Below are 19,671 nucleotides of genomic sequence, written 5' to 3' on the forward strand. Positions count from 1 at the left end.
AATCTACCATGACGCTTTTCACCGACCTCGGCTTTCAATGGGATCGCGCCGCGATCCCGCAAGACTTGCCGATCCATTCGATTAAACGGGCGTGTTTTCGCTTTCATCGGATGCTGCCGGAATTCGTGTGGGATGCGAGCGTGCTCGAAGGCAATCCGTTTACGTTTCCTGAGGTAAAGACGCTGCTCGACGGTGTAACGGTTGGTGGACGGAAGATTTCTGATCAGGAACAGGTTCTGAATCTCGCGGAAAGTTCGAAACATCTGCTTGCTATCGTGCAGAACGGCCGGTTTGCGCTCGATAAAACGACGTTTTGCGACCTGCATCGCCTTGTTGCGCGCAATGAGGCTCTCGAGTGGGGTATGTTCCGCGGCGAAGGAGAGGAAACGCGATACACGCCTGATGTTGCGTTAGGTGAAGCAGGGCGGCACACACCGCTACCGACCTTGCCTGGCGCCCCTGAACTCAACCGGGTTTTTGCCACTGGCACGCGTGCGCTGACCGATCAGGTTTCAAGTGCATTTGAACGGGGTTGCGCTTTCTTCCTGTTCGGCGCGTTGCAGCAGTTCTTCTTCGACGGCAACAAACGCACGTCACGCTTCATGATGAACGGCATATTGATGTCGAATGGTATCGACGCGATCAGTGTACCGGCGCAGCGCGCTGGCGATTTCAACGAGAAGATGGTGCGATTTTATCTGTCGAAAGACGCGACGGAGATGATGGCATTTCTGCTTGAATGCCATCCGGGCGAGTAAGACTTTAAACCTTCAGCAACCCCTTCTTCTCGATAAACTTCACCACCACATCCAGTCCGTCGAGCGCCTTCAGATTGGACATCACGAAGGGCCGCTCGCCGCGCATCTTCTTCGCGTCCGACGCCATCACCTCCAGATTCGCGCCGACCATTGGCGCGAGATCGGTCTTGTTGATCACCAGCAGATCCGATTTCGTAATGCCTGGGCCGCCTTTGCGCGGAATCTTTTCGCCGCCTGCCACGTCGATCACGTAGATCGTCAGGTCCGACAATTCCGGGCTGAAGGTCGCCGCCAGGTTGTCGCCGCCCGACTCGATGAACACGATATCCGCATCGGGAAAGCGCGTTAGCATGCGGTCTACTGCTTCGAGGTTGATCGACGCGTCTTCGCGAATCGCCGTGTGCGGGCAGCCGCCCGTTTCGACACCCATGATCCGTTCGGCCGGCAACGCGCCCGCCACGGTCAGCAAACGCTGATCTTCCTTTGTATAGATGTCGTTAGTGATCGCGACGAGGTCGTACTGCTCGCGCATCGCCTTGCACAGCATTTCGAGCAGCGTGGTCTTGCCCGAGCCGACCGGGCCGCCGACGCCCACGCGCAGCGGCGGCAGCTTCTTCGTACGGACAGGCGGATGAGCGGGGTGATGGGGTGCGTTCATGATGGTCTTTTTATGAGCGGAAGAGCCGCGAATACTGCGACTCGTGACGCGCCGACAGAATGCCCAATTGCGGCGCGAAGGTGTTGATGTCTTCGGGTGAAGTGGCCAACGCTCGCGTGACGGCGGCGTCGATTGGCTCGCGCAAGGCGACGATGATGCGCTGGCCGGCGAGTTGGCCGAGCGGCACCGCCTTCAACGCGGCGGCGGCCTGGTTTTCCACCCAGCTAAAGGCGTAGGCGGCGAGGGCGGCGTCAGGTGCTGCATCGTGTGCGTATGCGGCGAAGGCGAAAGCCGTGGGTTGGGCCAGGGGCTTGAGCGATCCCAGCGTCGTGCGCCGTTCTGCGTCGCCCCATTCCAGCGAGACGCACAACTGTCGCAACGACCAACCCATCTGTTCCGTCTCGCGCCTTAACTCCGCCGACTCGCGGCTTGCCAGGAACTCGCTGTTCGCCTCTCGCAAGCCGTCTGCATCATGCGCACGCCAGCGTTCCATCTGATGTGCGAGAAACGGCAGTTCGCCGCGCGCGAGCACATCGGTTAAACCGCTCGCGATCCACTCCCGCGCGGAATCAGCGTCGGTGATGAGTTGCGCTTCGATCGCGGCTTCGAGACCCTGCGAGTAGCTGAACGCGCCGATCGGGAGTGCCGGTGACGCAAGATGCAGCAGCGCTGTGAGTTCAGCGATGCGCATGGTGGTGGTGATGCCCGTGGCCGCACGATTCGTCGTGGACATGATCGTCGTCTTTGTGATCGTGCGCGTGGTCGTTGCCGTGGTCATGCTCATGCGCGTGACCCTGCGCGTGGCTATGACCGTGCTCATGATCCGAGTGGTCATGTCCGTGCTCGTGCGAGTGACCATCGGCATGATCGTGCGAATGCTCACCCCCATGATGCTCGCCGAATACCTGCTGCGCTAACGCGTAGTCTTCCGCGAAGGTCTCATCGTGACCATGCTTGTGACCGCCGCCGTACGCACCGGATTCCGGCTGGAACGGCATCGACACCTGATCCACGCTGGCGCCGATGCGCTTCAGCATATCGGCCAGCACCGGGTCGTATTCGAGCTTCAGATAATCTGTGCCGACTTCGACCGGCGTGTGACGATTACCGAGGTGATACGCGGCACGTGTCAGCGTCAACGCGTCTTTCGCGCGGACAACCAGCACCGTTTCGGGCGCGGCGACCACGCGCACCAGACCGCCATCGTCGGCGACCAGAACATCGCCGTCGCGCAGCACAGTGCCGCGCGGCAGCAGCAGCGCGACTTCCTCGCCGTTATCGAGCGTTGCCGCGAGACGGCTCTTGCGACGCTCGTCGAAAGCAAGCGTCAAGGTCGGCGCGCGCTTCACCAGCACGGGCGCGAGCTTCAGATGCGGCGCAATCAGTTTGTTGATAGTGCGCATGGTTTAGAACAGAAAGTAGCGTTGCGCCATGGGCAGCACAGTGGCCGGTTCGCAGGTCAGCAACTGACCGTCGGCGATCACCTGATAGGTTTCCGGATCGACGCTGATCGCCGGGCGCCACGCGTTGTGAATCATGTCTGCCTTGGTGATCTTGCGGCAGTTCTTCACGGCCACGATACGCTTATTCAGACCATAGCGTTCACCGACGCCCGCATCCGCGGCCATCTGCGAGACGAAGGTCAGGGAAGTGCGTCCCAGTGCACCGCCACGTGTTGCGAACATCTCGCGATAGTGGACCGGTTGCGGCGTGGGGATCGACGCGTTCGGGTCGCCCATCTGCGCCATCGCGATCATGCCGCCCTTCAGAATCAGCGAGGGCTTGATGCCGAAAAACGCCGGCTCCCAGAACACCAGATCGGCCCACTTGCCGGGTTCGATCGAGCCGACTTCATGCGAGATACCATGCGTGATGGCCGGATTGATCGTGTACTTGGCGATGTAACGCTTCGCGCGGAAGTTGTCGTGCCGGGCGTTGTCTTCAGGCAGCGCGCCGCGTTGCACCTTCATCTTGTGCGCGGTTTGCCACGTGCGGATGATCACTTCGCCCACGCGCCCCATTGCCTGCGAATCCGACGACAGCATCGACAACGCGCCGAGGTCGTGCAGGATGTCTTCGGCAGCAATGGTCTCGCGACGGATACGCGACTCGGCAAACGCGATATCTTCCGCAATCGACGGGTCCAGGTGGTGACACACCATCAGCATGTCGAGATGTTCTTCGAGTGTATTGACGGTGTACGGACGCGTCGGATTCGTAGAGGAGGGCAGCACGTTCGCTTCACCGCAGACCTTGATGATGTCCGGTGCGTGGCCGCCGCCTGCGCCTTCCGTGTGATACGTGTGGATTGTGCGGCCCTTGAACGCGGCTACCGTCGCTTCGACAAAACCGGCTTCGTTCAAGGTATCCGTGTGGATCGCGACCTGCGTGTCGGTGTCGTCAGCGACGGAGAGGCAATTGTCGATTGCAGCCGGCGTCGTGCCCCAGTCTTCATGCAGCTTCAGGCCGATCGCACCCGCGGCAATCTGTTCGAGCGCCGGTTGCGGCAGGCTCACGTTGCCTTTGCCCAGAAAGCCGAGATTCATCGGATAACCATCGGCCGCTTGCAGCATGCGTTCGAGATGCCACGGACCCGGCGTGCAAGTCGTCGCATTCGTGCCCGTTGCCGGACCCGTGCCACCGCCGAGCATCGTCGTCACGCCACTCGCGAGCGCTTCTTCAATCTGCTGCGGGCTGATGAAGTGGATGTGCGTATCAATGCCACCTGCGGTCACGATCAGGCCTTCGCCGGCGACCACTTCGGTAGACGCGCCAATCGCGATCGTCACGTTCGGCTGGATGTCGGGATTGCCCGCTTTGCCGATCGCGGCAATGCGGCCGTTCTTGATGCCGATGTCGGCCTTGACGATGCCCCAGTGATCGAGAATCACCGCATTCGTCACGACCGTATCGACGACGTCGGCATGTACGCGTTGCGACTGGCCCATGCCGTCGCGAATCACTTTGCCGCCGCCGAATTTCACTTCTTCGCCGTAGGTCGTGAAGTCGCGTTCGACTTCGATCAGCAGTTCGGTGTCGGCGAGGCGTACGCGGTCGCCGGTCGTGGGGCCGAACATCTCCGCGTACGCGCGGCGGCCAATGCGTAATGTCATGTGTGTGGGTCCGGAAATGAGCAGGGTGGTCAGCGCGAGCGCCCGAAGGGGCGTCAGAGCTTGCCCATTACCTTGCCGTTGAAGCCGTAGACGACGCGGTCACCCGCCAGTTCGACCAGTTCGACGGTGCGCTCCTGGCCAGGCTCGAAGCGCACGGCAGTGCCCGCCGCAATGTTCAGGCGGAAGCCGCGTGCCGCTTCGCGATCGAACGACAGCGCCTCGTTCACTTCGTAGAAGTGATAGTGCGAGCCGATCTGTACCGGACGGTCGCCGGTATTCGACACGACCACCGTGACGGTGTCGCGGCCCGCATTGAGTTCGTGTTCACCGTCGTCGATGAGGAGTTCGCCGGGAATCATGGGCCGCCTTACGGGATCGGGTGGTGAACGGTGACGAGCTTGGTGCCGTCGGGGAACGTGGCTTCGACCTGGACGTCGGGGATCATTTCCGGCACGCCTTCCATCACATCGGCGCGCGTGAGGAGCGTAGTGCCGTAGTGCATGACCTCGGCGACGGTTTTGCCGTCACGGGCCGCTTCCATCAGCGCGGCGCTGATAAAAGCGATCGCTTCCGGGTAATTCAGTTTGAGGCCGCGGGCGCGGCGCCGTTCGGCGAGCAGCGCGGCGGTGAAGATCAGCAGCTTGTCCTTCTCGCGAGGTGTCAGCTTCATCGAATGGTTGCGTAGGGTTGCGCCGGTCCCGAGCTGGGCCGGCTGCGACAATGATAGGCGCTGCGCGTCGTGGCCGCGATCGCGTGCTGCGCACGGGATGAGTCCACGACGAGTGCAATGCCGGATAAGCCAGCCACGGTACCAAGTTCAGCTAACGACGCGCTTACAGATCGGCCGGCAGCGGTGCGCCGAACCACTTTTTCGACATCGTGTTGAGCGTGCCGTCCTGTTTGGCTTGGGCAATGGCGGCATTCACTTTCTGTTGCAGGCGTCCTTCGTTCTTGTTCATACCGACGAAGCACGGCGAATTCTTGATGACGAACTTCGGTTCCGGACGACGCGGCGGATTCTTGGCGAGAATCGCGGCGGCGACGATATTGCCGGCTGCGATCAACTGGACCTGACCCGAGAGGAACGCCGCGATGGTCGCATTGTTATCTTCGAAGCGCTTGATGGTGGCGTTCGGCGCCATTTGCGTGAGACCGATTTCTTCGAGCGCGCCGCGCGTGGCGCCGACCGTCTTGCCGGTGAGATCGGCGGGGCCGGTGACCTTGATGTCGGCGGGACCGAACACGCCCTGATAGTACGGCGCATAGGCCGTCGAAAAATCAATGACCTTGTCGCGCTCGGGCGTCTTGCCGAGCGACGAGATCACCAGATCGACCTTACCCGTTTGCAGATACGGAATGCGGTTCGCGCTATTGACCGGCACGAGTTCGAGCTTCACGTTCATCGACTTCGCGAGCATAGCGGCGGTATCGATGTCATAGCCTTGCGGCTTCATATCGGCGCCGACCGAACCGAACGGCGGATAGTCTTCCGGCACGGCGACTTTCAGTACACCGGCTTTGGCGATGTTATCGAGCGTATCCGCGTGGGCGGCGGGCGCATTGATTGCGAGGACGGGCGAGAGCAGCAATGCGGCGAGCCAGGCGCGACGCGCGGGGCGAAGGGTCGATCGGGTCATGTTGTGTGAGCGGTGGTAGCGAGAAGCGGTCGGCTGCCGTCAGGACGCGGCAGCATCGTGGGGGAGTTCGACGCAAGGTATGTGCCATGCAGGTGCAGCATGGGCTGGCGGGGATGGCCAGGTGGGAATGCACCAAATTGATGCGTTGGCGCGATCCAGGTTGGTGCGAGCGCGGTCTTACGAAGGTGAAAGGTCGCGGATGCCTTCATGGTGCTCGACGCGAACCTGTGTGCCGCTCGCCGGCGTCACGCAGAACTTCCGGCTCGTGACAAAGGTTCACGGCCAGTTGGCACTGAACGATGGTTCGTGACGTAAATCGGAAGAGTCCTATACCTAAATGTTCGCCGATTGCGCATCGTTTCTCGTGCCAATAACTTCAGTCTTGTCTGTGAGAATGAATAAGAACACGCTGATTTTTGCCGGAATGCTTTGGTTCTTTGGGGAGAGCGTTATGGCTCACCTGGCGTATGCGCAGGATGCTCAGAGCAATGTAGAGTCAATTATGTCTGCGAGAACGCCTGTCTCTGCTGATTTACCGCCATCTGAAAGCGCAGCGCCAAGGGGAATGCTTCACCGCTGGCCTCACGCTGCGTCGCTGTCGCACAATGAAAAGAGCCCGAATGAACTCCTGGCGGAACACCCCGAATTGCAGACGCACTCCCACATGACGTACTACGATTCATCACTACATGTTGGGGAACGCGCCCGTTTGCAGCCACCGGGGAGCGAGTTTGCGCACTAGACAAAAGGCCCGTTCGCCGCGAGCGTTACGTTGACCATATCCTCAAAGGCACCGCCTCGACCCCGTGCACAACCGGCCTCAACTGGAGCCAGCACTGAGTCAAAGCTCGCTGCAGCGTTTCCATGGACCGTGAAACCGCCCGCACAAGCAAAACGCCCTCGGTGACACAGGAGGCTGCCGCCCGCAACGAATCATCAAACGGCAACTGGGCAGTAAGCGCTTCAGCGAGTGCATCATTGCAGGCTGCTCCCACGGCCCACAGCGTCCCATAAGCGGGAAACCCGGCGAGCCCTTGCGCCGCATCCCGCAATGGATCTTCTGCGCTGTGGCTCGCGCGTTCGAGCCACAGCGCCTCGCCATTTGCGCCAATGATCCGCGACACTGCGCGCAAATGACCGGCCGACCACCGTTCGCCGGCCGCTTGACGCCCGAGTTGAGTCGCATCCCAGCCAATCGCGGTAGCGCCTTCGCCAAGCGTCAGCGAAAAATCCAGCATCGCATTGGCGTGATCGAAAACGATATTGTTCTGCGGCAGCCAGTCGAGCTTCGCCCGAGGGCCGACGCGTACCGCAATACTCTGCCGTGCAGCACGGCCGTTGGACTTGTACCACTTGGTCGCCCCGGGCGTAGTAATCACGGCATGCGCACTGTCGCCCACTGCAACGTCGATGTCGAGATAATCGCCGCCCGCGATCCCGCCCGGTGGATGCACGATGACCGCATGACAGATCGCATTGCCTTCCGGATAGAGTGGCCGTTGCACGCGCAACGGCCCGTCATGCAGCCGATGCTTGAGCGTGGTCCGCTCGCCCTCCTTGACGAAGCCGAGTTCGAGGCGCGCACGCCATTGCGAGTGTGCGGTGGGTTGCGCGGTGGCAAGGGCGGCGTGGTTTTCGTGAAGCGACATACGAATGGACGTGCGAATGAATGAGCGGGTGGGCACGGTAGGACGCAGTAACAGACGCGCTAGTGTGTAGCGTGCCTGCACGCGTTAGGCAACGACAAGCCGCGTTGCCACCGGATGCGGCGAGAATAGCACGCTGGTTAGCTATGCTGACGCGTGTTCGATACGCGTCAGACTGCGATCAGTGCCCGTACGCCATCCGTATCCATATTGACCCCTTCGCCGCCCGCGACGATTTCGCCACGGCTCATCACCCAATACCGATCGGCGATCTCTTTGGCGAAGTCGTAATACTGTTCGACGAGCAGCACGGTCATGCCCATTTCTTCGACCAACTGACGCAGCGTGCGGCCGATGTCCTGAATGATCGATGGTTGGATGCCTTCGGTGGGTTCATCGAGGATCAGCAATTGCGGATCGCTCATCAGCGCGCGACCGATCGCGAGCTGTTGTTGCTGACCGCCGGAGAGGTCGCCGCCGCGGCGGCTCCGCATATCTTTCAGGACTGGGAATAGTTCGTAGATGCGGTCCGGGATCTTCTTCGGGGCTTTCTTGCTGGCCGCGCCGACCAGGAGGTTTTCTTCGACGGTCAGCCGAGGGAAAATGTCGCGGCCTTGCGGGACGTAGGCGAGACCTTTCTCCACGCGCGAGTAAGTCGGCAGTTTGGTGATCGGTGCGCCGCGCCAGGCGATCGAGCCGCTTTTCGTCTGGACGACGCCCATCAGGCATCGGAGTAGCGTTGTTTTGCCTACGCCGTTGCGGCCCAGCAGCACGGTGAGCTTGCCGTCAGGCACGGTGAGTTTCACATCTCTGAGGATGTGGCTGCCGCCGTAGTACTGGTTCAGGTTTTCAACTTCTAGCATTTTTGATGTTCCTTTGAAGCTTTGGTTTTTTGCCTGCTCGGCGCGTCTTGTCTGGTTGCCTACGGCGTTGGCCTTTCCTTGAATTCTTATTGGTTTATTAGCGTCGCCCCTGTGCGGGGCAGGCACCTACTTTTCTTTGCCTGCTGCAAAGAAAAGTAGGCAAAAGAAAGCGGCTCAAACCGCTAATTCTTAAGCGGGTCCCCTGGCTTGGAAGGGGCAGTGGTGCATCTGGAATCTGTGTTCTCGCACATTCGGCGTTAGTGACAAGGCAGTCATGCTTCCGGCGGCGCTGCGCGCGCCGAAGATGGCTTCATACAACCATCGGTTCATTCGGCGTCCACTCCTTGGCACCCGTGCCCGCTGTCGCCCCCTTCATTCAGCATTCACTCCGGTTCACCCGGTGCCTCCTGTCGACTGATTCACCGGTACTTCCGCTATTCAATTCACATTGGCTCGCCGTCGCTACATCCGGTGGTTAAACACTCCATCAAGCGATCAGACTCCAAATTGATGCGAAACCCACGACCCCACGACCCTCAACCAAGGTGCTTGGTTTCCCATGGAGACCCATCCGCGACGCACGTAGTGCGGAGTGGGAGCTGATGAGCCCTTTGTCACCAACGCCGAAAGTGCGAGGGCACGGATTCCAGATGCACCACTACCCCCTCCAAGCCAGGGGACCCACTTAAGAATTAGCGGTTTGAGCTGCTTTCTTTTGCCTACTTTTCTTTGCAGCAGGCAAAGAAAAGTAGGTGCCTGCCCCGCACAGGGGCGACGCTAATAGACCAATAAGTAATCAAGGAAAGGCCAAAAAACCAGACCAAGAAAAACCACACGCAGAGCAAAAAACACCGAGCAAGTACACAAACAACAGGCACCACGCGTGCAACCCGCCAACCCCGCCGCCAAAGGCAAAAAAAACCCCAAATCACCGCCCAAGATAAGACTCAATCACCGTCTCATCTCTCTTCACCTCATCAAGCGTGCCGTGAGCGAGAACCCGCCCTTCGGCCATCACCGTCACCTTCCCCTTCTCGCCCGAAAGAGCCGCGACAAACTCCATATCATGTTCAACCACCATCATCGAACACGTCCCACGCAGGTGATTGAGCAACTCAGCTAACTGCATGGTCTCGTCATCGGTCATACCGGCCGCAGGCTCATCGAGCAAGAGCAGCGCCGGTTGCTGCATCAACAACATCCCGATCTCGAGCCGTTGCTTCTGCCCATGCGACAACTCTCCTGCAAGCCGTCTAGCCTCACTCTCAAGCCCAATCAACGCCAGCGTCTCTTCAATCCGCGCTTGTGCCTCACGATCGAGGCGCGCGCGCAAAGAAGCCCACCATCCCTTGTCAGCCTTCATCGCCAACTCAAGGTTCTCCCACACGGGATGTTGCTCAAAAACGGTTGGCTTCTGAAACTTGCGCCCAATCCCGGCGCGCGCAATAGAAGGCTCGTTCATCCGCGTCAAATCGATCGACTGCCCGAGAAAAACCTTGCCGGAATCCGGCTCGGTCTTCCCGGTGATGACATCCATCATCGTCGTCTTGCCGGCGCCATTCGGCCCGATGATGCACCGCAATTCGCCCGCGTTGATCGACAAGGTCAACGCGTTCAACGCGCGAAATCCATCGAAACTCACGGTCACGTCTTCAAGGTACAGAATCGTTCCGTGCGAAATGTCGATCTCGCCCGGCACCACCACGTGCCCCATGCTTGCGACGCCGCTCAACGACCGTTCAGCAGGCTCTTCAGGCAGTGCAAGATCAGGAACCATCGGGTTTTCGTTCATGAGCGGTTCCTCTTGCGCGTGACCATTTCGATCAGCCCCATGATGCCGTTCGGCAGCAACAGCGGGACCAGCACGAAAATCAGGCCAAGAAAGAACAGCCAGTATTCAGGGAAGTTCGCCGTAAAAAAGCTCTTCGCGCCGTTCACCGCGAACGCGCCGATGATCGGTCCGATCAAGGTGCCGCGTCCACCCACCGCAACCCAGATTGCCATCTCGATCGAATTGCCCGGCGACATCTCGCCAGGATTAATGATGCCGACCTGCGGCACATACAACGCGCCGGCAATTCCGCACAAAATCGCGGATACAGTCCACACGAACAGCTTGTACGCGAGCGGGCTGTAACCGAGGAACATCAGACGCGTTTCGCCGTCGCGTACCGCCGTGACCACGCGGCCGAGCTTCGACGTGACGATTGCCCGTGCGCCGATGAAGGCCAGAATCAATACGGCAAACGTGATCAGCAGAAGGACAGTGCGGGTGCCCGGATGCGTAATCGGAAAGCCGCCGATGCGCTTGAAGTCGGTAAAGCCGTTATTGCCGCCGAAACCCGTTTCATTGCGGTAGAACAGAAGCATGGCGGCAAACGTCATCGCCTGCGTGATGATCGACAGATACACACCCTTCACCCGCGAACGGAACGTGAAGAAGCCGAAGACCCATGCGACAACGGCGGGTATCAGCACCACCAGTAGCAGCGCATAACCGAGATGCTGTGTGCCTTGCCAGTACCAGGGCAGTTGGTGCCAGTCGAGAAACACCATGAAGTCGGGCAGGTCGCTGCCGTATTTGCCTTCGTGGCCGATCGAGCGCATGAGGTACATGCCGATCGCGTAGCCACCCAATGCAAAGAATAGCGCGTGTCCCAGGCTCAGAATGCCGCAATAGCCCCACACGAGATCGAGTGCCAGCGCGGCAATCGCGTAGCACATGAACTTGCCGGTGATCGTCATCGCGTAAGCGGACAGATGGAATGCGCTCGTCTCGGGCACCACCAGGGTCGCGAACGGCACGCCGATGCCGAACACGATGATCAGTGCGATCAGCGCAAGCCATGCACGGCGCGACAGCAATGCGGGACGCGGCGGCAAGCCAAGCGCGAAGCCGGACTGCGCTTCGCGGCCGGCAGCAGCGCTACTGCTTGCTGCGCCGACGTGAGCCGATGAAGTTGCAGATGTCATGTTCATGCCTCCGCGCTGCGGCCCTTGAGGGCGAACATGCCCTGCGGACGCTTCTGGATGAACAACACGATCAGCACGAGCACGGCGATCTTTGCGAGCACCGCGCCCCAGAACGGCTCGATCGCCTTGCTGACGAGCCCGAGACCGAAGCCGCCGATCACCGTGCCGGCAAGTTGGCCGACACCACCGAGCACAACAGCCATAAATGAATCGATGATGTAGCTCTGCCCGAGGTCCGGGCCCACATTGCCGATCTGCGACAGCGCGCAGCCACCCAGGCCCGCAATGCCCGCGCCGAATGCGAACGCATACGAATCGACGCGTGCGGTCTTCACGCCGACGCACGCCGCCATGCGCCGGTTTTGCGTGACGGCTCGCACGAACAGACCCAGGCGTGTTTTAGTGAGAACCCCCCACGCAATCCCGACGACGATCAGCGAAAACGCCAGAATCGCCAGCCGGTTGTACGGCAGGATCAGATTGGGCAGCACGGTCACGCCGCCGCTCATCCATGCAGGGTTGATCACCTGCACGTTCTGCGCGCCGAAGACCATACGTGTCGCCTGAATCAGGATCAGGCTGACGCCAAAGGTGGTCAGCAGGGTTTCGAGCGGACGGCCGTACAAATGCTTCAACACCAGCCGTTCGAGCACGATGCCTACCAGTCCGGCTGCGGCGAATGACGCCGGTACCGCGAGCAAGGGATACCAGTCGAACGCGCCAGGAGCAAAGCGCTGGAACAGGTTCTGCACCACGTAGGTGGCGTAGGCGCCGATCATCAGGAACTCGCCGTGCGCCATGTTGATGACACCGATCAGCCCATACGTAATCGCGAGGCCCAATGCGGCAAGCAGCAGAACGCTGCCAAGTGACAAGCCCGCGAACAGTGTGCCGGCGATCTGACTGCGGCGCTGGATCGAATCGAGTTCGTCGATGCCCTTTTGCGCGGCGGCGCGCACGCGGTCATCGGCTTCGTTGAAGGTGCCGTCCGGCTTCTTCGCGACGAGCGGACGCAGCAGTTCGTTCATGTCGAGATCGTGGCGCGCGGCGACCAGTTGCACGGCTTCAAGACGCTTGGCAGGGTCGGCGTCGTGCAACGCGGTCATTGCCCACAGCGTGTCGAGGCGTTTCTTCAGCGCCGGATCGGTTTCCTTGGCGCGAGCTGCGTCGACGAGTGGTTTGATCGACGGATCGGGGTTTTGCAGCAGCGCAGTGATGGCGGCGTCGCGTGTGGCGGCGTCGGGCGAATCGAGTTGCTGGCCTGAGAGTGCGCCTGACACTTTCGAGCGCAGCAGGTTGTTCAGGGTGACCGGTTGCGCGTCGCCCGCGGCGACGGTTTTGCCGGTGACGGCATCGCGTGCCGTGTCGCCGTCTTGCAGCAGCACGGCGCCGGAATCGGTGGCGAGCGCACTGTCCTCGGAAAGCGCTTTGAGGACGGCGAGCGATTCTTTGTCGTGGTTAGCAATCAGCTTGTCGATTGCCGCGGATTTCGCGTCGAAGTCGTCGCCGGCGAGCGGCGCGACATCGGCCGGGGTGAGCGCAAACGCGGTGAGTGGCGCGCTAACGATAAGCGCAAGCGCGAGGCCGCCGATGCTGCGTCGTGCGAATGTCGGAAATGAAAACGCCATGATGGCCTTTGAAGAAAAACCGGCGAGGCGGCGCGGCATCGCAGTAATGCGCCGGCGCCGCGCCGTTGTCTTGCGTCTTGCAGTGTCCTGTCGGGCAGAGCAGCGGCTTGTTTGGCCCCGGCTCTGTCCAGATTCAGGTTCAGGCAACCCGCGAGCGCTTCAGGAATGCCGGAATCGAACTGACCACGTCCGGCTTGCTCGAATTGCCGGCGATGAACGGGCTCCAAGGTTGCGCGCGAATCGCGGTCTTGGTCCGCCACACCACGTTGAACTGACCGTCGGCGCGCACTTCGCCGATCATCACCGGTTTGTGCAGATGGTGATTGCCGTCCATTTCGAGCGTGAAGCCCGACGGTGCCGCAAACGTCTGGCCGACCATTGCCACACGCACTTTGTCCACGTCCGTGCTCTTCGCTTTCTCGACAGCCTGCTTCCACATATGGATGCCGACGAAAGTCGCTTCCATCGGGTCATTGGTTACGCGCTTGGTGCCGCCCGGCAGGTTGTTGTCCTTGACCCATGCGGCCCATTGTTTCTTGAACTTCTCGTTGGTCGGATTGCGCAGCGACATGAAGTAGTTCCATGCCGCGAGATTGCCGACCAGCGGCTTCGTATCGATGCCGCGCAGTTCTTCTTCGCCGACCGAGAACGCGACGACCGGCACGTCGGACGCCTTCAACCCCTGGTTGCCCAACTCCTTGTAGAACGGCACGTTCGAGTCACCGTTGACGGTCGAGATCACGGCGGTCTTGCCGCCCTGCGAGAAGGTCTTGATGTTCGCGACGATGGTCTGATAGTCGCTGTGACCGAACGGCGTGTAGACCTCCTGGATATCGGCTTCCTGCACGCCTTTCGACTTGAGGAACGAGCGCAGGATCTTGTTGGTCGTGCGGGGGTATACATAGTCGGTACCGAGCAGGAAGAAGCGCTTGGCGCCGCCGCCTTCCGCGCTCATCAGGTATTCGGTTGCCGGAATCGCCTGCTGATTCGGCGCGGCGCCCGTGTAGAACACGTTGCGCGACATTTCTTCGCCTTCGTACTGCACCGGATAGAACAGCAGGCCGTTCAGTTCTTCGAACACCGGCAGCACCGACTTGCGCGACACCGAGGTCCAGCAGCCGAACACGACGGCGCACTTTTCCTGCGTGATCAGCTGGCGCGCTTTCTCGGCGAACAGCGGCCAGTTCGACGCCGGGTCCACGACGACCGGTTGCAGTTGGCGGCCCATGACGCCGCCGTTCTTATTGATGTCCGCGATGGTCATCAGCGCAGTGTCTTTGAGCGATGTTTCCGAGATCGCCATCGTGCCAGACAAGGAATGTAGAACGCCTACCTTGATGGGACCGCTGCCCGATTGGGCATTCGCAAATGGGACCTTGCCGGCCAGCGCCAGTGCGCCCGACATCGAACCAAATTTCAACAGACTGCGACGTTTCATGTGCATCCCCTTGCCATTGATGGTGAGTGTTTATGGGCGTCGATTTCAGCCAGCAGGGCTTATCCTGCATGACTTGCCGCTTGTGTACTGCAAGGCACATGCCATGCGACCATTTCGACTTGAAGTCCGCCCATTGCGCGCTGCAACGCGGTGATGCGCCACGTAAGTTATGCGTAACGCGGCTCAAAATTGGTGCAGGAGCAGGGCGTGCGCCTCGTTCAGGTGCGTGTCGCGCCGCAACGAAGCGTGGTGATCGGCCAGCGAGCATCGACGGTGCATGACCGCCGCCCCTTTGTGCATGCGTCGTGCTCTGCCGACACTGGAAGACCGCCCACGCGAGGCGACACAACATGAATGAGCGCACCGCCGCCACCCCGCCCGATATGTCCGCGTTGTGGATGCCCTTTACGGCGAACCGCCAGTTCAAGAGCGCGCCACGGCTGCTGGCGAGCGCGAAGGGGATGTACTACACGTCCCACGATGGCCAAGGGCACTAACAATGCAGCGGCGCCGATGGGGGCAGTCGTGGCGAGTGGCAAGGTTCACGACTCCATCGTGAATGGGGCGCCGGCCGGGATCGAGTTGTTTCATGGATATACGTATTCGGGACATCCCATCGCGGCCGCTGCGGCCTGCGCGACGATCGATCTGTACAAGCGTGAGCAGTTGTTCGAACGGGCTGCCCGGATGATGCCGATCTTCGAGAACGCGATTCATAAGCTGCGCGGCGAAAGGCAGGTGATCGACGTGCGCAATCTTGGACTTATCGGTGGGGTGGAATCGGCGCCGCGTGCGGGTGCGCCCGGGGGCGCGTGCTTGTGATGTTTTCGTACGGTGTTTCGAGAAGGGGGTGTTGACGCGTTATACGGGTGACATCCTGGCGTTCTCGCCGCCGTTGATTATTGAAGAGGCGCAGATCGATGAGATCTTCAGGACGGTGGCAGAGGTTTTGCAGGAGACGGAATAGGGAGGCGGCAGGACGTTACCTTTCTAGCGCAAGACTTGGCGCAAGAAAAAGGTCGGCACCTTGCGGCGCCGACCTTTTTTGTTTATCGCATGGATGCCGCTCTCAATGATCAGAAAGCGATGAACGGTCCCGCTTGCTTGCCGATCGTCACGTTGTTGAGCGCCGTGTAGACGGTGCGACCGAAGAAGAATGGCAACCCCCAGAGGAACATCCCTGCGGATGGCGAGCCAAGGCTGTCGTAGGCCGCATACTGACTCGCCCGCAAGCTCCAGCCGTTGGCCAGTGAGAATGGTACGGTGATCGGCATGGCGGCTTTGTCGACGCCCGTCAGGATAGCGGACAGACTGAGCGTGGTTGACGGCGTATACCAGTCGCCCAAATAGGGAACCGTGTAATCCGCGAAGATGTTTGCATTGGAGCCGCTGTCGATTGCGCTCGAATACGAACGGCTCTTGTATGTGGTCTGGAAGAAGCCATTCTGATCGAGCGCCACGATATTCGGGTTCGACGGCATAGCGTTGTTCGACTGGGTGCCGATGCCGAACACCAGTTCACCCGTGGCGCTCAACTGACCTCCCGCGGGCAACGCCGGCAGGCGGATGATTGTGCCGTTGTTGTCGGAGGTGAAGTTGGCCACCGGATTCATGACCTGCGTGTCGAGCGGCACGCGCGTGTTCGTGCACGACGTCGCGGATGTGCAGTAATAGTAGGCCGCCGGCAAGACGGTTTGTGCCGCAGCCGGATAGTCGCGTTGCGCCGGGCCGATGCCGAGCACGCCGTTGGCGCCGAGCGCAGATACGGAGCCAAGGTTGTTGACGCCGCGTGAAACGCAATCCGACGGCGTGGCATACGTACCGTCGGCGATCACTTGCACGGGCAGATTGCCTGCCGTTTTGCCGCCGATCGTCACGTCGGCCCGTTTAATCGGTCCCCACGTGTACCCCGAGCCGAACACCGCGCATTCGGCGATTGGCGCGCTGCCGGTCGGATCATTGGTGGCGCCCGATTGCGTCGGCAAGTGGCTGGCGAGTGCTGAGCCCAATGCGCTTGCCAGTACTCGCACGCCGACCGAGCCTGTATCCAGTTGCATGTGGTCGATGGTTGCGCATTGCGTGCTGCCCTGCACGCCGGGGATGCAAAGCGTGACGCTCACGTACGGCATGTTGGGGTAATTCCCCGTCCAACGCTCGACGGTGATCGGGACGGTATTGACGTCGGGGACCGGAGTTGGGGTGGGCGTGGGAGTCGGGGTCGGAGTCGGAGTCGGAGTCGGGCTCGGCGTGGGCGTCGGTGTGGGACTCGGCGTCGGCGTAACCGGCGCCGGGTTGTCGTTATTCTTCGTCGCGTTCGGGTCGGCGTTGTCACCACCGCCGCCGCCGCAACCCGACAGCGCCACGCTGGCCGTCAGAAGCGCGAAGCAAAGCGTCTTGTTGAAAGTTTTCATGTTTGTATTCCGTGAATCGAGGCGCTGCTTCACTGCAGTTCGTCCACGCGAACGTTGGCGGGGACGAGGCGTGACAAATACGCCTTGCCGAAAAAATATCCAGGCCGGCCGGCTGATTCAACGTGAAAGCCGCTGTTATGTTCGATCAACGGACCGGTGCCGCGCGCATGGGTCTGACTCGCCGAGGCGAAGTTGGGGAGATAGCTGCCAAGCAGAACGCTCATATCCGGGCGCACCGGCCCTTGCCACGTGACAGCAAACACGACATTGGTAGGCAGCACGTATTCGCGGATCGCGACGCCGTCGGCATCGCGCGATTCACGCAAGGTATAAGCCGCAGCAGCAGAGGAGGAATTGGGGGTGGCCGAGCGGAGCAACGTCTGCGGGGCCGAGCCCGTACCCGGTGCACCGCCCAACGCTGCATACGACGCGAGTGGAGAAAGCGCCGACACGGCCAGCACAATCTTTACAAATCTCATCACATTGCTCCAAAAAACAGGTCGGAGCATGGTGCCTGCGAGGGATTATTGAGAGGTGCGGAAAAGTCCTAACTACGAGTCAGAATCGACCTCGGGCGGACGGTACCTCGCGACACCGTCTGCCCGCCTGCATTCGTCAGAACGCTACAAACGGTCCGGTCTGCTTGCCGATCGTGCCGCTGCCTACCGTCGTGTACACACTGCGTCCGTAGAAGAAAGGCAGGCCCCACATGAACATTTTCGAGTTGGACAGATACCAGCCGACGTTGTCGTAAGCGGCATACCCGTTCGCCGACACGCGGACGGCGCTATCGATCGTGAACGGCATATTGACGGGTGTTCCCTTGCCGTTGGTGGCTTCCATCGTGGCGGCCAGGTTCAGCGCAGTTGACGGCGAATACCAGTTGGACGCCGTGGGAATCGAGTCGTCCTGGAACGCGTACCCGTTGGTGCCGCTGTCAATTGCGCTCCAGTTGAATACCTGACCTTGGTACTGCGTCGTAAATTCGCCGTATTCGTCTATCGCCAGGATGTTCACATTCGACGGCAATGCGTTGTTTGACTGCGTGCCGATACCGAACACCAACTCGCCTGTGACACTCGCCTGGCCGCCGGCAAGCAGCTTGGGCAGACGGATGATCGTGCCGTTGTTATCGCTCGGGAAGGCAGCGACAGGGTTCATCACCTCTTTGGTCATCGACATGCGCGTGTTGAAGCAAGCGTTGGCGGCCGTGCAATAGTAGTAATTCCCCGGCAGCGCCGTAGTCAGCGCGTCTTTCGAGTCATACGTGCCGTAGCCGATCCCGAGAATACCGTTGGCGCCGAGTCTTTCGGCGGTACTCAGGTCCGGGCCACCGTGCGCGACGCAATCCGACGGGATGGTGTACGCGCCGTCGCCGACCAACTGGATGGGGATGTTGCTTGCCGTGCGGTTGCCGATTTTGACGTCGGCGCGTTTCACCGAGCCCCACGTCGTACCGGAGCCGAACGGCATGCATTCGGCGATCGGTGCGACGCCACTCGCGTCGTCGACGGCGCCGACTTGCGTGAGCAACTGGGAACCGAGTGTCGGCAATGCGCTGGCCATGATGCGTACGCCGACCGAGCCGGTATCCACTAGCATGCGGTCGACTGTCACGCACTGACTGGAGCCTTGCGCGCCGGGGACGCACACGCTGATCGTCGCGAAAAGCATGTTGATACTGCCCGTCGAGTTGTCGACGCGAATTGGCACCGTGTTGCTGCCGCTGGACGTATTCCCCGAATTGCCGGAGTTGCCCGAGCCATCCGGTTTCTTGATCCAGTCTGGATCGGCGGACCAGGCGATGGAGCCATTGTTTTTGCTGCCGCTTCCATCACTTCCACCGCCACACGCGGACAGTGTCAGGCCAAGCGCTGCCAGCGCGATCCAGAGTGTCTTGTTGATTGTCTTCATCTTGTTGTTTTCCGCGAAATCGATGTGCCGTATTACTTCAGATCGCCTGGGCGGACGTTTGCCGGCATCAGGCGCGGTAGGTACGCCATGCCGAAGAAATGTCCGAGGCGGCCGGCTGACTCGATGCGGAAGTCACCGTTGCCTTCGTTCAGTGGACCGGTACCGCGCGCGCGACTCTCGCCGGCAGTGACGAAGTTGGGGAAATAGCTGCCGAGCAGCGCAGTCATGTCCGGACGGATCGGACCTTCCCAGGTGACGGCGAACACGGTGTTGGATGGCAGTACGTATTCGCGAATGAGGACACCATTGGTGTCGCGCGATTCGCGCGTGGTGTATGGCGCAGTAGTCGTGACGGTCGTCGCTCCTGCCGCGGATTGCGGCGTGGCGCGCAGCATTGTTTGAGTGGGCGTGCCGGCGCCTGGCGCGCCGCCTAAGGTCGCATGCGACGCAAGCGGCGACAGCATGGCCGTCAGCATCGCGATCTTCACAAATCTCATCACACTGCTCCGGGAAAAAATTATCGAAGCATGGTGCCCGGGCGATGCTCAGGAAACCGTATGAAATTTCTGCAGTGGCAACCGGAAAAGTCGCAATGAAAGGAAGGTGTTAGGGATGTCGCAACCCGTCCCGCG

19 protein-coding genes and 1 pseudogene are annotated in these 19,671 nt (G+C 60.7%); 3 read left to right on the plus strand and 17 right to left on the minus strand.

What is annotated here, in order from left to right:
- Positions 1 to 8: 8 nt before the first annotated feature.
- Positions 9 to 758 carry a Fic family protein gene (locus PQR40_RS17560; protein ID WP_408509483.1) on the plus strand — a complete coding sequence of 250 codons (750 nt, stop codon included), beginning with the start codon at positions 9 to 11 and terminating at the stop codon, positions 756 to 758.
- Between the two features lie 4 nt (positions 759 to 762).
- Here the strand turns inward: PQR40_RS17560 and ureG are convergent, their stop codons facing one another.
- From ureG to urtA, 13 genes are all read right to left on the minus strand, one after another.
- A complete protein-coding gene (gene ureG / locus PQR40_RS17565; protein WP_408237345.1) occupies positions 763 to 1,416 on the minus strand; it encodes an urease accessory protein UreG in 654 nt (217 codons plus the stop codon).
- 10 nt (positions 1,417 to 1,426) lie between these two features.
- Positions 1,427 to 2,107, minus strand: a complete 681-nt coding sequence (locus PQR40_RS17570) for an urease accessory protein UreF (RefSeq protein WP_408509498.1) — start codon at positions 2,105 to 2,107, stop codon at positions 1,427 to 1,429.
- Positions 2,094 to 2,819, minus strand: a complete 726-nt coding sequence (gene ureE, locus PQR40_RS17575) for an urease accessory protein UreE (protein ID WP_408509484.1) — start codon at positions 2,817 to 2,819, stop codon at positions 2,094 to 2,096. Before ureE ends, PQR40_RS17570 begins: the two co-directional genes overlap by 14 nt.
- 3 nt (positions 2,820 to 2,822) lie before the next feature.
- Entirely contained in the window at positions 2,823 to 4,529 is a 1,707-nt protein-coding gene (ureC, locus tag PQR40_RS17580) for an urease subunit alpha (RefSeq protein WP_408509485.1), read from the minus strand.
- A 53-nt stretch (positions 4,530 to 4,582) separates the two neighbouring features.
- Complete coding sequence (locus PQR40_RS17585) at positions 4,583 to 4,888, minus strand: urease subunit beta (RefSeq protein WP_408509486.1); 306 nt, start codon at positions 4,886 to 4,888, stop codon at positions 4,583 to 4,585.
- 8 nt (positions 4,889 to 4,896) lie between these two features.
- Positions 4,897 to 5,199, minus strand: coding sequence for an urease subunit gamma (ureA, locus tag PQR40_RS17590; RefSeq protein ID WP_408509499.1), 303 nt, complete (start codon positions 5,197 to 5,199; stop codon positions 4,897 to 4,899).
- A gap of 163 nt (positions 5,200 to 5,362) precedes the next feature.
- Positions 5,363 to 6,166: a transporter substrate-binding domain-containing protein gene (locus PQR40_RS17595; protein WP_408509487.1), complete on the minus strand. Its 804-nt coding sequence runs from the start codon at positions 6,164 to 6,166 to the stop codon at positions 5,363 to 5,365.
- A gap of 767 nt (positions 6,167 to 6,933) precedes the next feature.
- On the minus strand, positions 6,934 to 7,815 hold the full coding sequence (locus PQR40_RS17600; protein ID WP_408509488.1) for an urease accessory protein UreD: 882 nt from the start codon (positions 7,813 to 7,815) through the stop codon (positions 6,934 to 6,936).
- Positions 7,816 to 7,982: 167 nt separating this feature from the next.
- Positions 7,983 to 8,675 carry an urea ABC transporter ATP-binding subunit UrtE gene (urtE, locus tag PQR40_RS17605; protein ID WP_408237557.1) on the minus strand — a complete coding sequence of 231 codons (693 nt, stop codon included), beginning with the start codon at positions 8,673 to 8,675 and terminating at the stop codon, positions 7,983 to 7,985.
- Between the two features lie 928 nt (positions 8,676 to 9,603).
- Positions 9,604 to 10,467, minus strand: a complete 864-nt coding sequence (gene urtD / locus PQR40_RS17610; protein WP_408216504.1) for an urea ABC transporter ATP-binding protein UrtD — start codon at positions 10,465 to 10,467, stop codon at positions 9,604 to 9,606.
- On the minus strand, positions 10,464 to 11,648 hold the full coding sequence (gene urtC / locus PQR40_RS17615; protein WP_408393966.1) for an urea ABC transporter permease subunit UrtC: 1,185 nt from the start codon (positions 11,646 to 11,648) through the stop codon (positions 10,464 to 10,466). Before urtC ends, urtD begins: the two co-directional genes overlap by 4 nt.
- 2 nt (positions 11,649 to 11,650) lie before the next feature.
- Complete coding sequence (gene urtB / locus PQR40_RS17620; RefSeq protein ID WP_408237366.1) at positions 11,651 to 13,276, minus strand: urea ABC transporter permease subunit UrtB; 1,626 nt, start codon at positions 13,274 to 13,276, stop codon at positions 11,651 to 11,653.
- Between the two features lie 139 nt (positions 13,277 to 13,415).
- Entirely contained in the window at positions 13,416 to 14,714 is a 1,299-nt protein-coding gene (gene urtA, locus PQR40_RS17625) for an urea ABC transporter substrate-binding protein (protein ID WP_408237369.1), read from the minus strand.
- Between the two features lie 350 nt (positions 14,715 to 15,064).
- Between urtA and PQR40_RS17630 the strand changes: the two genes are divergently transcribed.
- Both PQR40_RS17630 and PQR40_RS17635 read left to right on the plus strand, forming a co-directional pair.
- Positions 15,065 to 15,211, plus strand: coding sequence for a hypothetical protein (locus PQR40_RS17630; protein ID WP_408509500.1), 147 nt, complete (start codon positions 15,065 to 15,067; stop codon positions 15,209 to 15,211).
- Positions 15,192 to 15,681, plus strand: a pseudogene (locus PQR40_RS17635) (aminotransferase class III-fold pyridoxal phosphate-dependent enzyme); the annotation flags it as partial. The gene PQR40_RS17630 and the pseudogene PQR40_RS17635, both read left to right, overlap by 20 nt.
- A gap of 109 nt (positions 15,682 to 15,790) precedes the next feature.
- On the opposite strand, the gene PQR40_RS17640 reads toward PQR40_RS17635, so the two are convergent.
- The 4 genes from PQR40_RS17640 to PQR40_RS17655 all read right to left on the minus strand — a co-directional run bounded on the left by PQR40_RS17640 (position 15,791) and on the right by PQR40_RS17655 (position 19,536).
- A complete protein-coding gene (locus PQR40_RS17640) occupies positions 15,791 to 17,125 on the minus strand; it encodes a DUF3443 domain-containing protein (protein ID WP_408509489.1) in 1,335 nt (444 codons plus the stop codon).
- Between the two features lie 29 nt (positions 17,126 to 17,154).
- Positions 17,155 to 17,604, minus strand: a complete 450-nt coding sequence (locus tag PQR40_RS17645; RefSeq protein WP_408509490.1) for a DUF2844 domain-containing protein — start codon at positions 17,602 to 17,604, stop codon at positions 17,155 to 17,157.
- 136 nt (positions 17,605 to 17,740) lie between these two features.
- A complete protein-coding gene (locus tag PQR40_RS17650; protein WP_408393975.1) occupies positions 17,741 to 19,039 on the minus strand; it encodes a DUF3443 domain-containing protein in 1,299 nt (432 codons plus the stop codon).
- A 32-nt stretch (positions 19,040 to 19,071) separates the two neighbouring features.
- Positions 19,072 to 19,536 (minus strand): DUF2844 domain-containing protein, encoded by a 465-nt coding sequence (locus PQR40_RS17655; RefSeq protein WP_408393978.1) that lies wholly within the window; start codon positions 19,534 to 19,536, stop codon positions 19,072 to 19,074.
- Positions 19,537 to 19,671 lie beyond the last annotated feature (135 nt).

This window comes from Paraburkholderia sediminicola, assembly GCF_046026855.1.
Taxonomy (GTDB): Bacteria; Pseudomonadota; Gammaproteobacteria; order Burkholderiales; family Burkholderiaceae; genus Paraburkholderia; species Paraburkholderia sediminicola_A.

Coding starts and splice junctions, on each gene's coding strand:
- urtA (WP_408237369.1), bottom strand. CDS start 14,714: ATGAAACGTCGCAGTCTGTTGAAATTTGGTTCGATGTCGGGCGCACTG.
- PQR40_RS17650 (WP_408393975.1), bottom strand. CDS start 19,039: ATGAAGACAATCAACAAGACACTCTGGATCGCGCTGGCAGCGCTTGGC.
- PQR40_RS17655 (WP_408393978.1), bottom strand. CDS start 19,536: ATGAGATTTGTGAAGATCGCGATGCTGACGGCCATGCTGTCGCCGCTT.
- ureC (WP_408509485.1), bottom strand. CDS start 4,529: ATGACATTACGCATTGGCCGCCGCGCGTACGCGGAGATGTTCGGCCCC.
- PQR40_RS17570 (WP_408509498.1), bottom strand. CDS start 2,107: ATGCGCATCGCTGAACTCACAGCGCTGCTGCATCTTGCGTCACCGGCA.
- urtB (WP_408237366.1), bottom strand. CDS start 13,276: ATGGCGTTTTCATTTCCGACATTCGCACGACGCAGCATCGGCGGCCTC.
- PQR40_RS17640 (WP_408509489.1), bottom strand. CDS start 17,125: ATGAAAACTTTCAACAAGACGCTTTGCTTCGCGCTTCTGACGGCCAGC.
- PQR40_RS17645 (WP_408509490.1), bottom strand. CDS start 17,604: ATGAGATTTGTAAAGATTGTGCTGGCCGTGTCGGCGCTTTCTCCACTC.
- PQR40_RS17595 (WP_408509487.1), bottom strand. CDS start 6,166: ATGACCCGATCGACCCTTCGCCCCGCGCGTCGCGCCTGGCTCGCCGCA.
- ureA (WP_408509499.1), bottom strand. CDS start 5,199: ATGAAGCTGACACCTCGCGAGAAGGACAAGCTGCTGATCTTCACCGCC.
- ureG (WP_408237345.1), bottom strand. CDS start 1,416: ATGAACGCACCCCATCACCCCGCTCATCCGCCTGTCCGTACGAAGAAG.
- urtD (WP_408216504.1), bottom strand. CDS start 10,467: ATGAACGAAAACCCGATGGTTCCTGATCTTGCACTGCCTGAAGAGCCT.
- PQR40_RS17585 (WP_408509486.1), bottom strand. CDS start 4,888: ATGATTCCCGGCGAACTCCTCATCGACGACGGTGAACACGAACTCAAT.
- urtC (WP_408393966.1), bottom strand. CDS start 11,648: ATGACATCTGCAACTTCATCGGCTCACGTCGGCGCAGCAAGCAGTAGC.
- PQR40_RS17560 (WP_408509483.1), top strand. CDS start 9: ATGACGCTTTTCACCGACCTCGGCTTTCAATGGGATCGCGCCGCGATC.
- PQR40_RS17600 (WP_408509488.1), bottom strand. CDS start 7,815: ATGTCGCTTCACGAAAACCACGCCGCCCTTGCCACCGCGCAACCCACC.
- urtE (WP_408237557.1), bottom strand. CDS start 8,675: ATGCTAGAAGTTGAAAACCTGAACCAGTACTACGGCGGCAGCCACATC.
- ureE (WP_408509484.1), bottom strand. CDS start 2,819: ATGCGCACTATCAACAAACTGATTGCGCCGCATCTGAAGCTCGCGCCC.
- PQR40_RS17630 (WP_408509500.1), top strand. CDS start 15,065: ATGAATGAGCGCACCGCCGCCACCCCGCCCGATATGTCCGCGTTGTGG.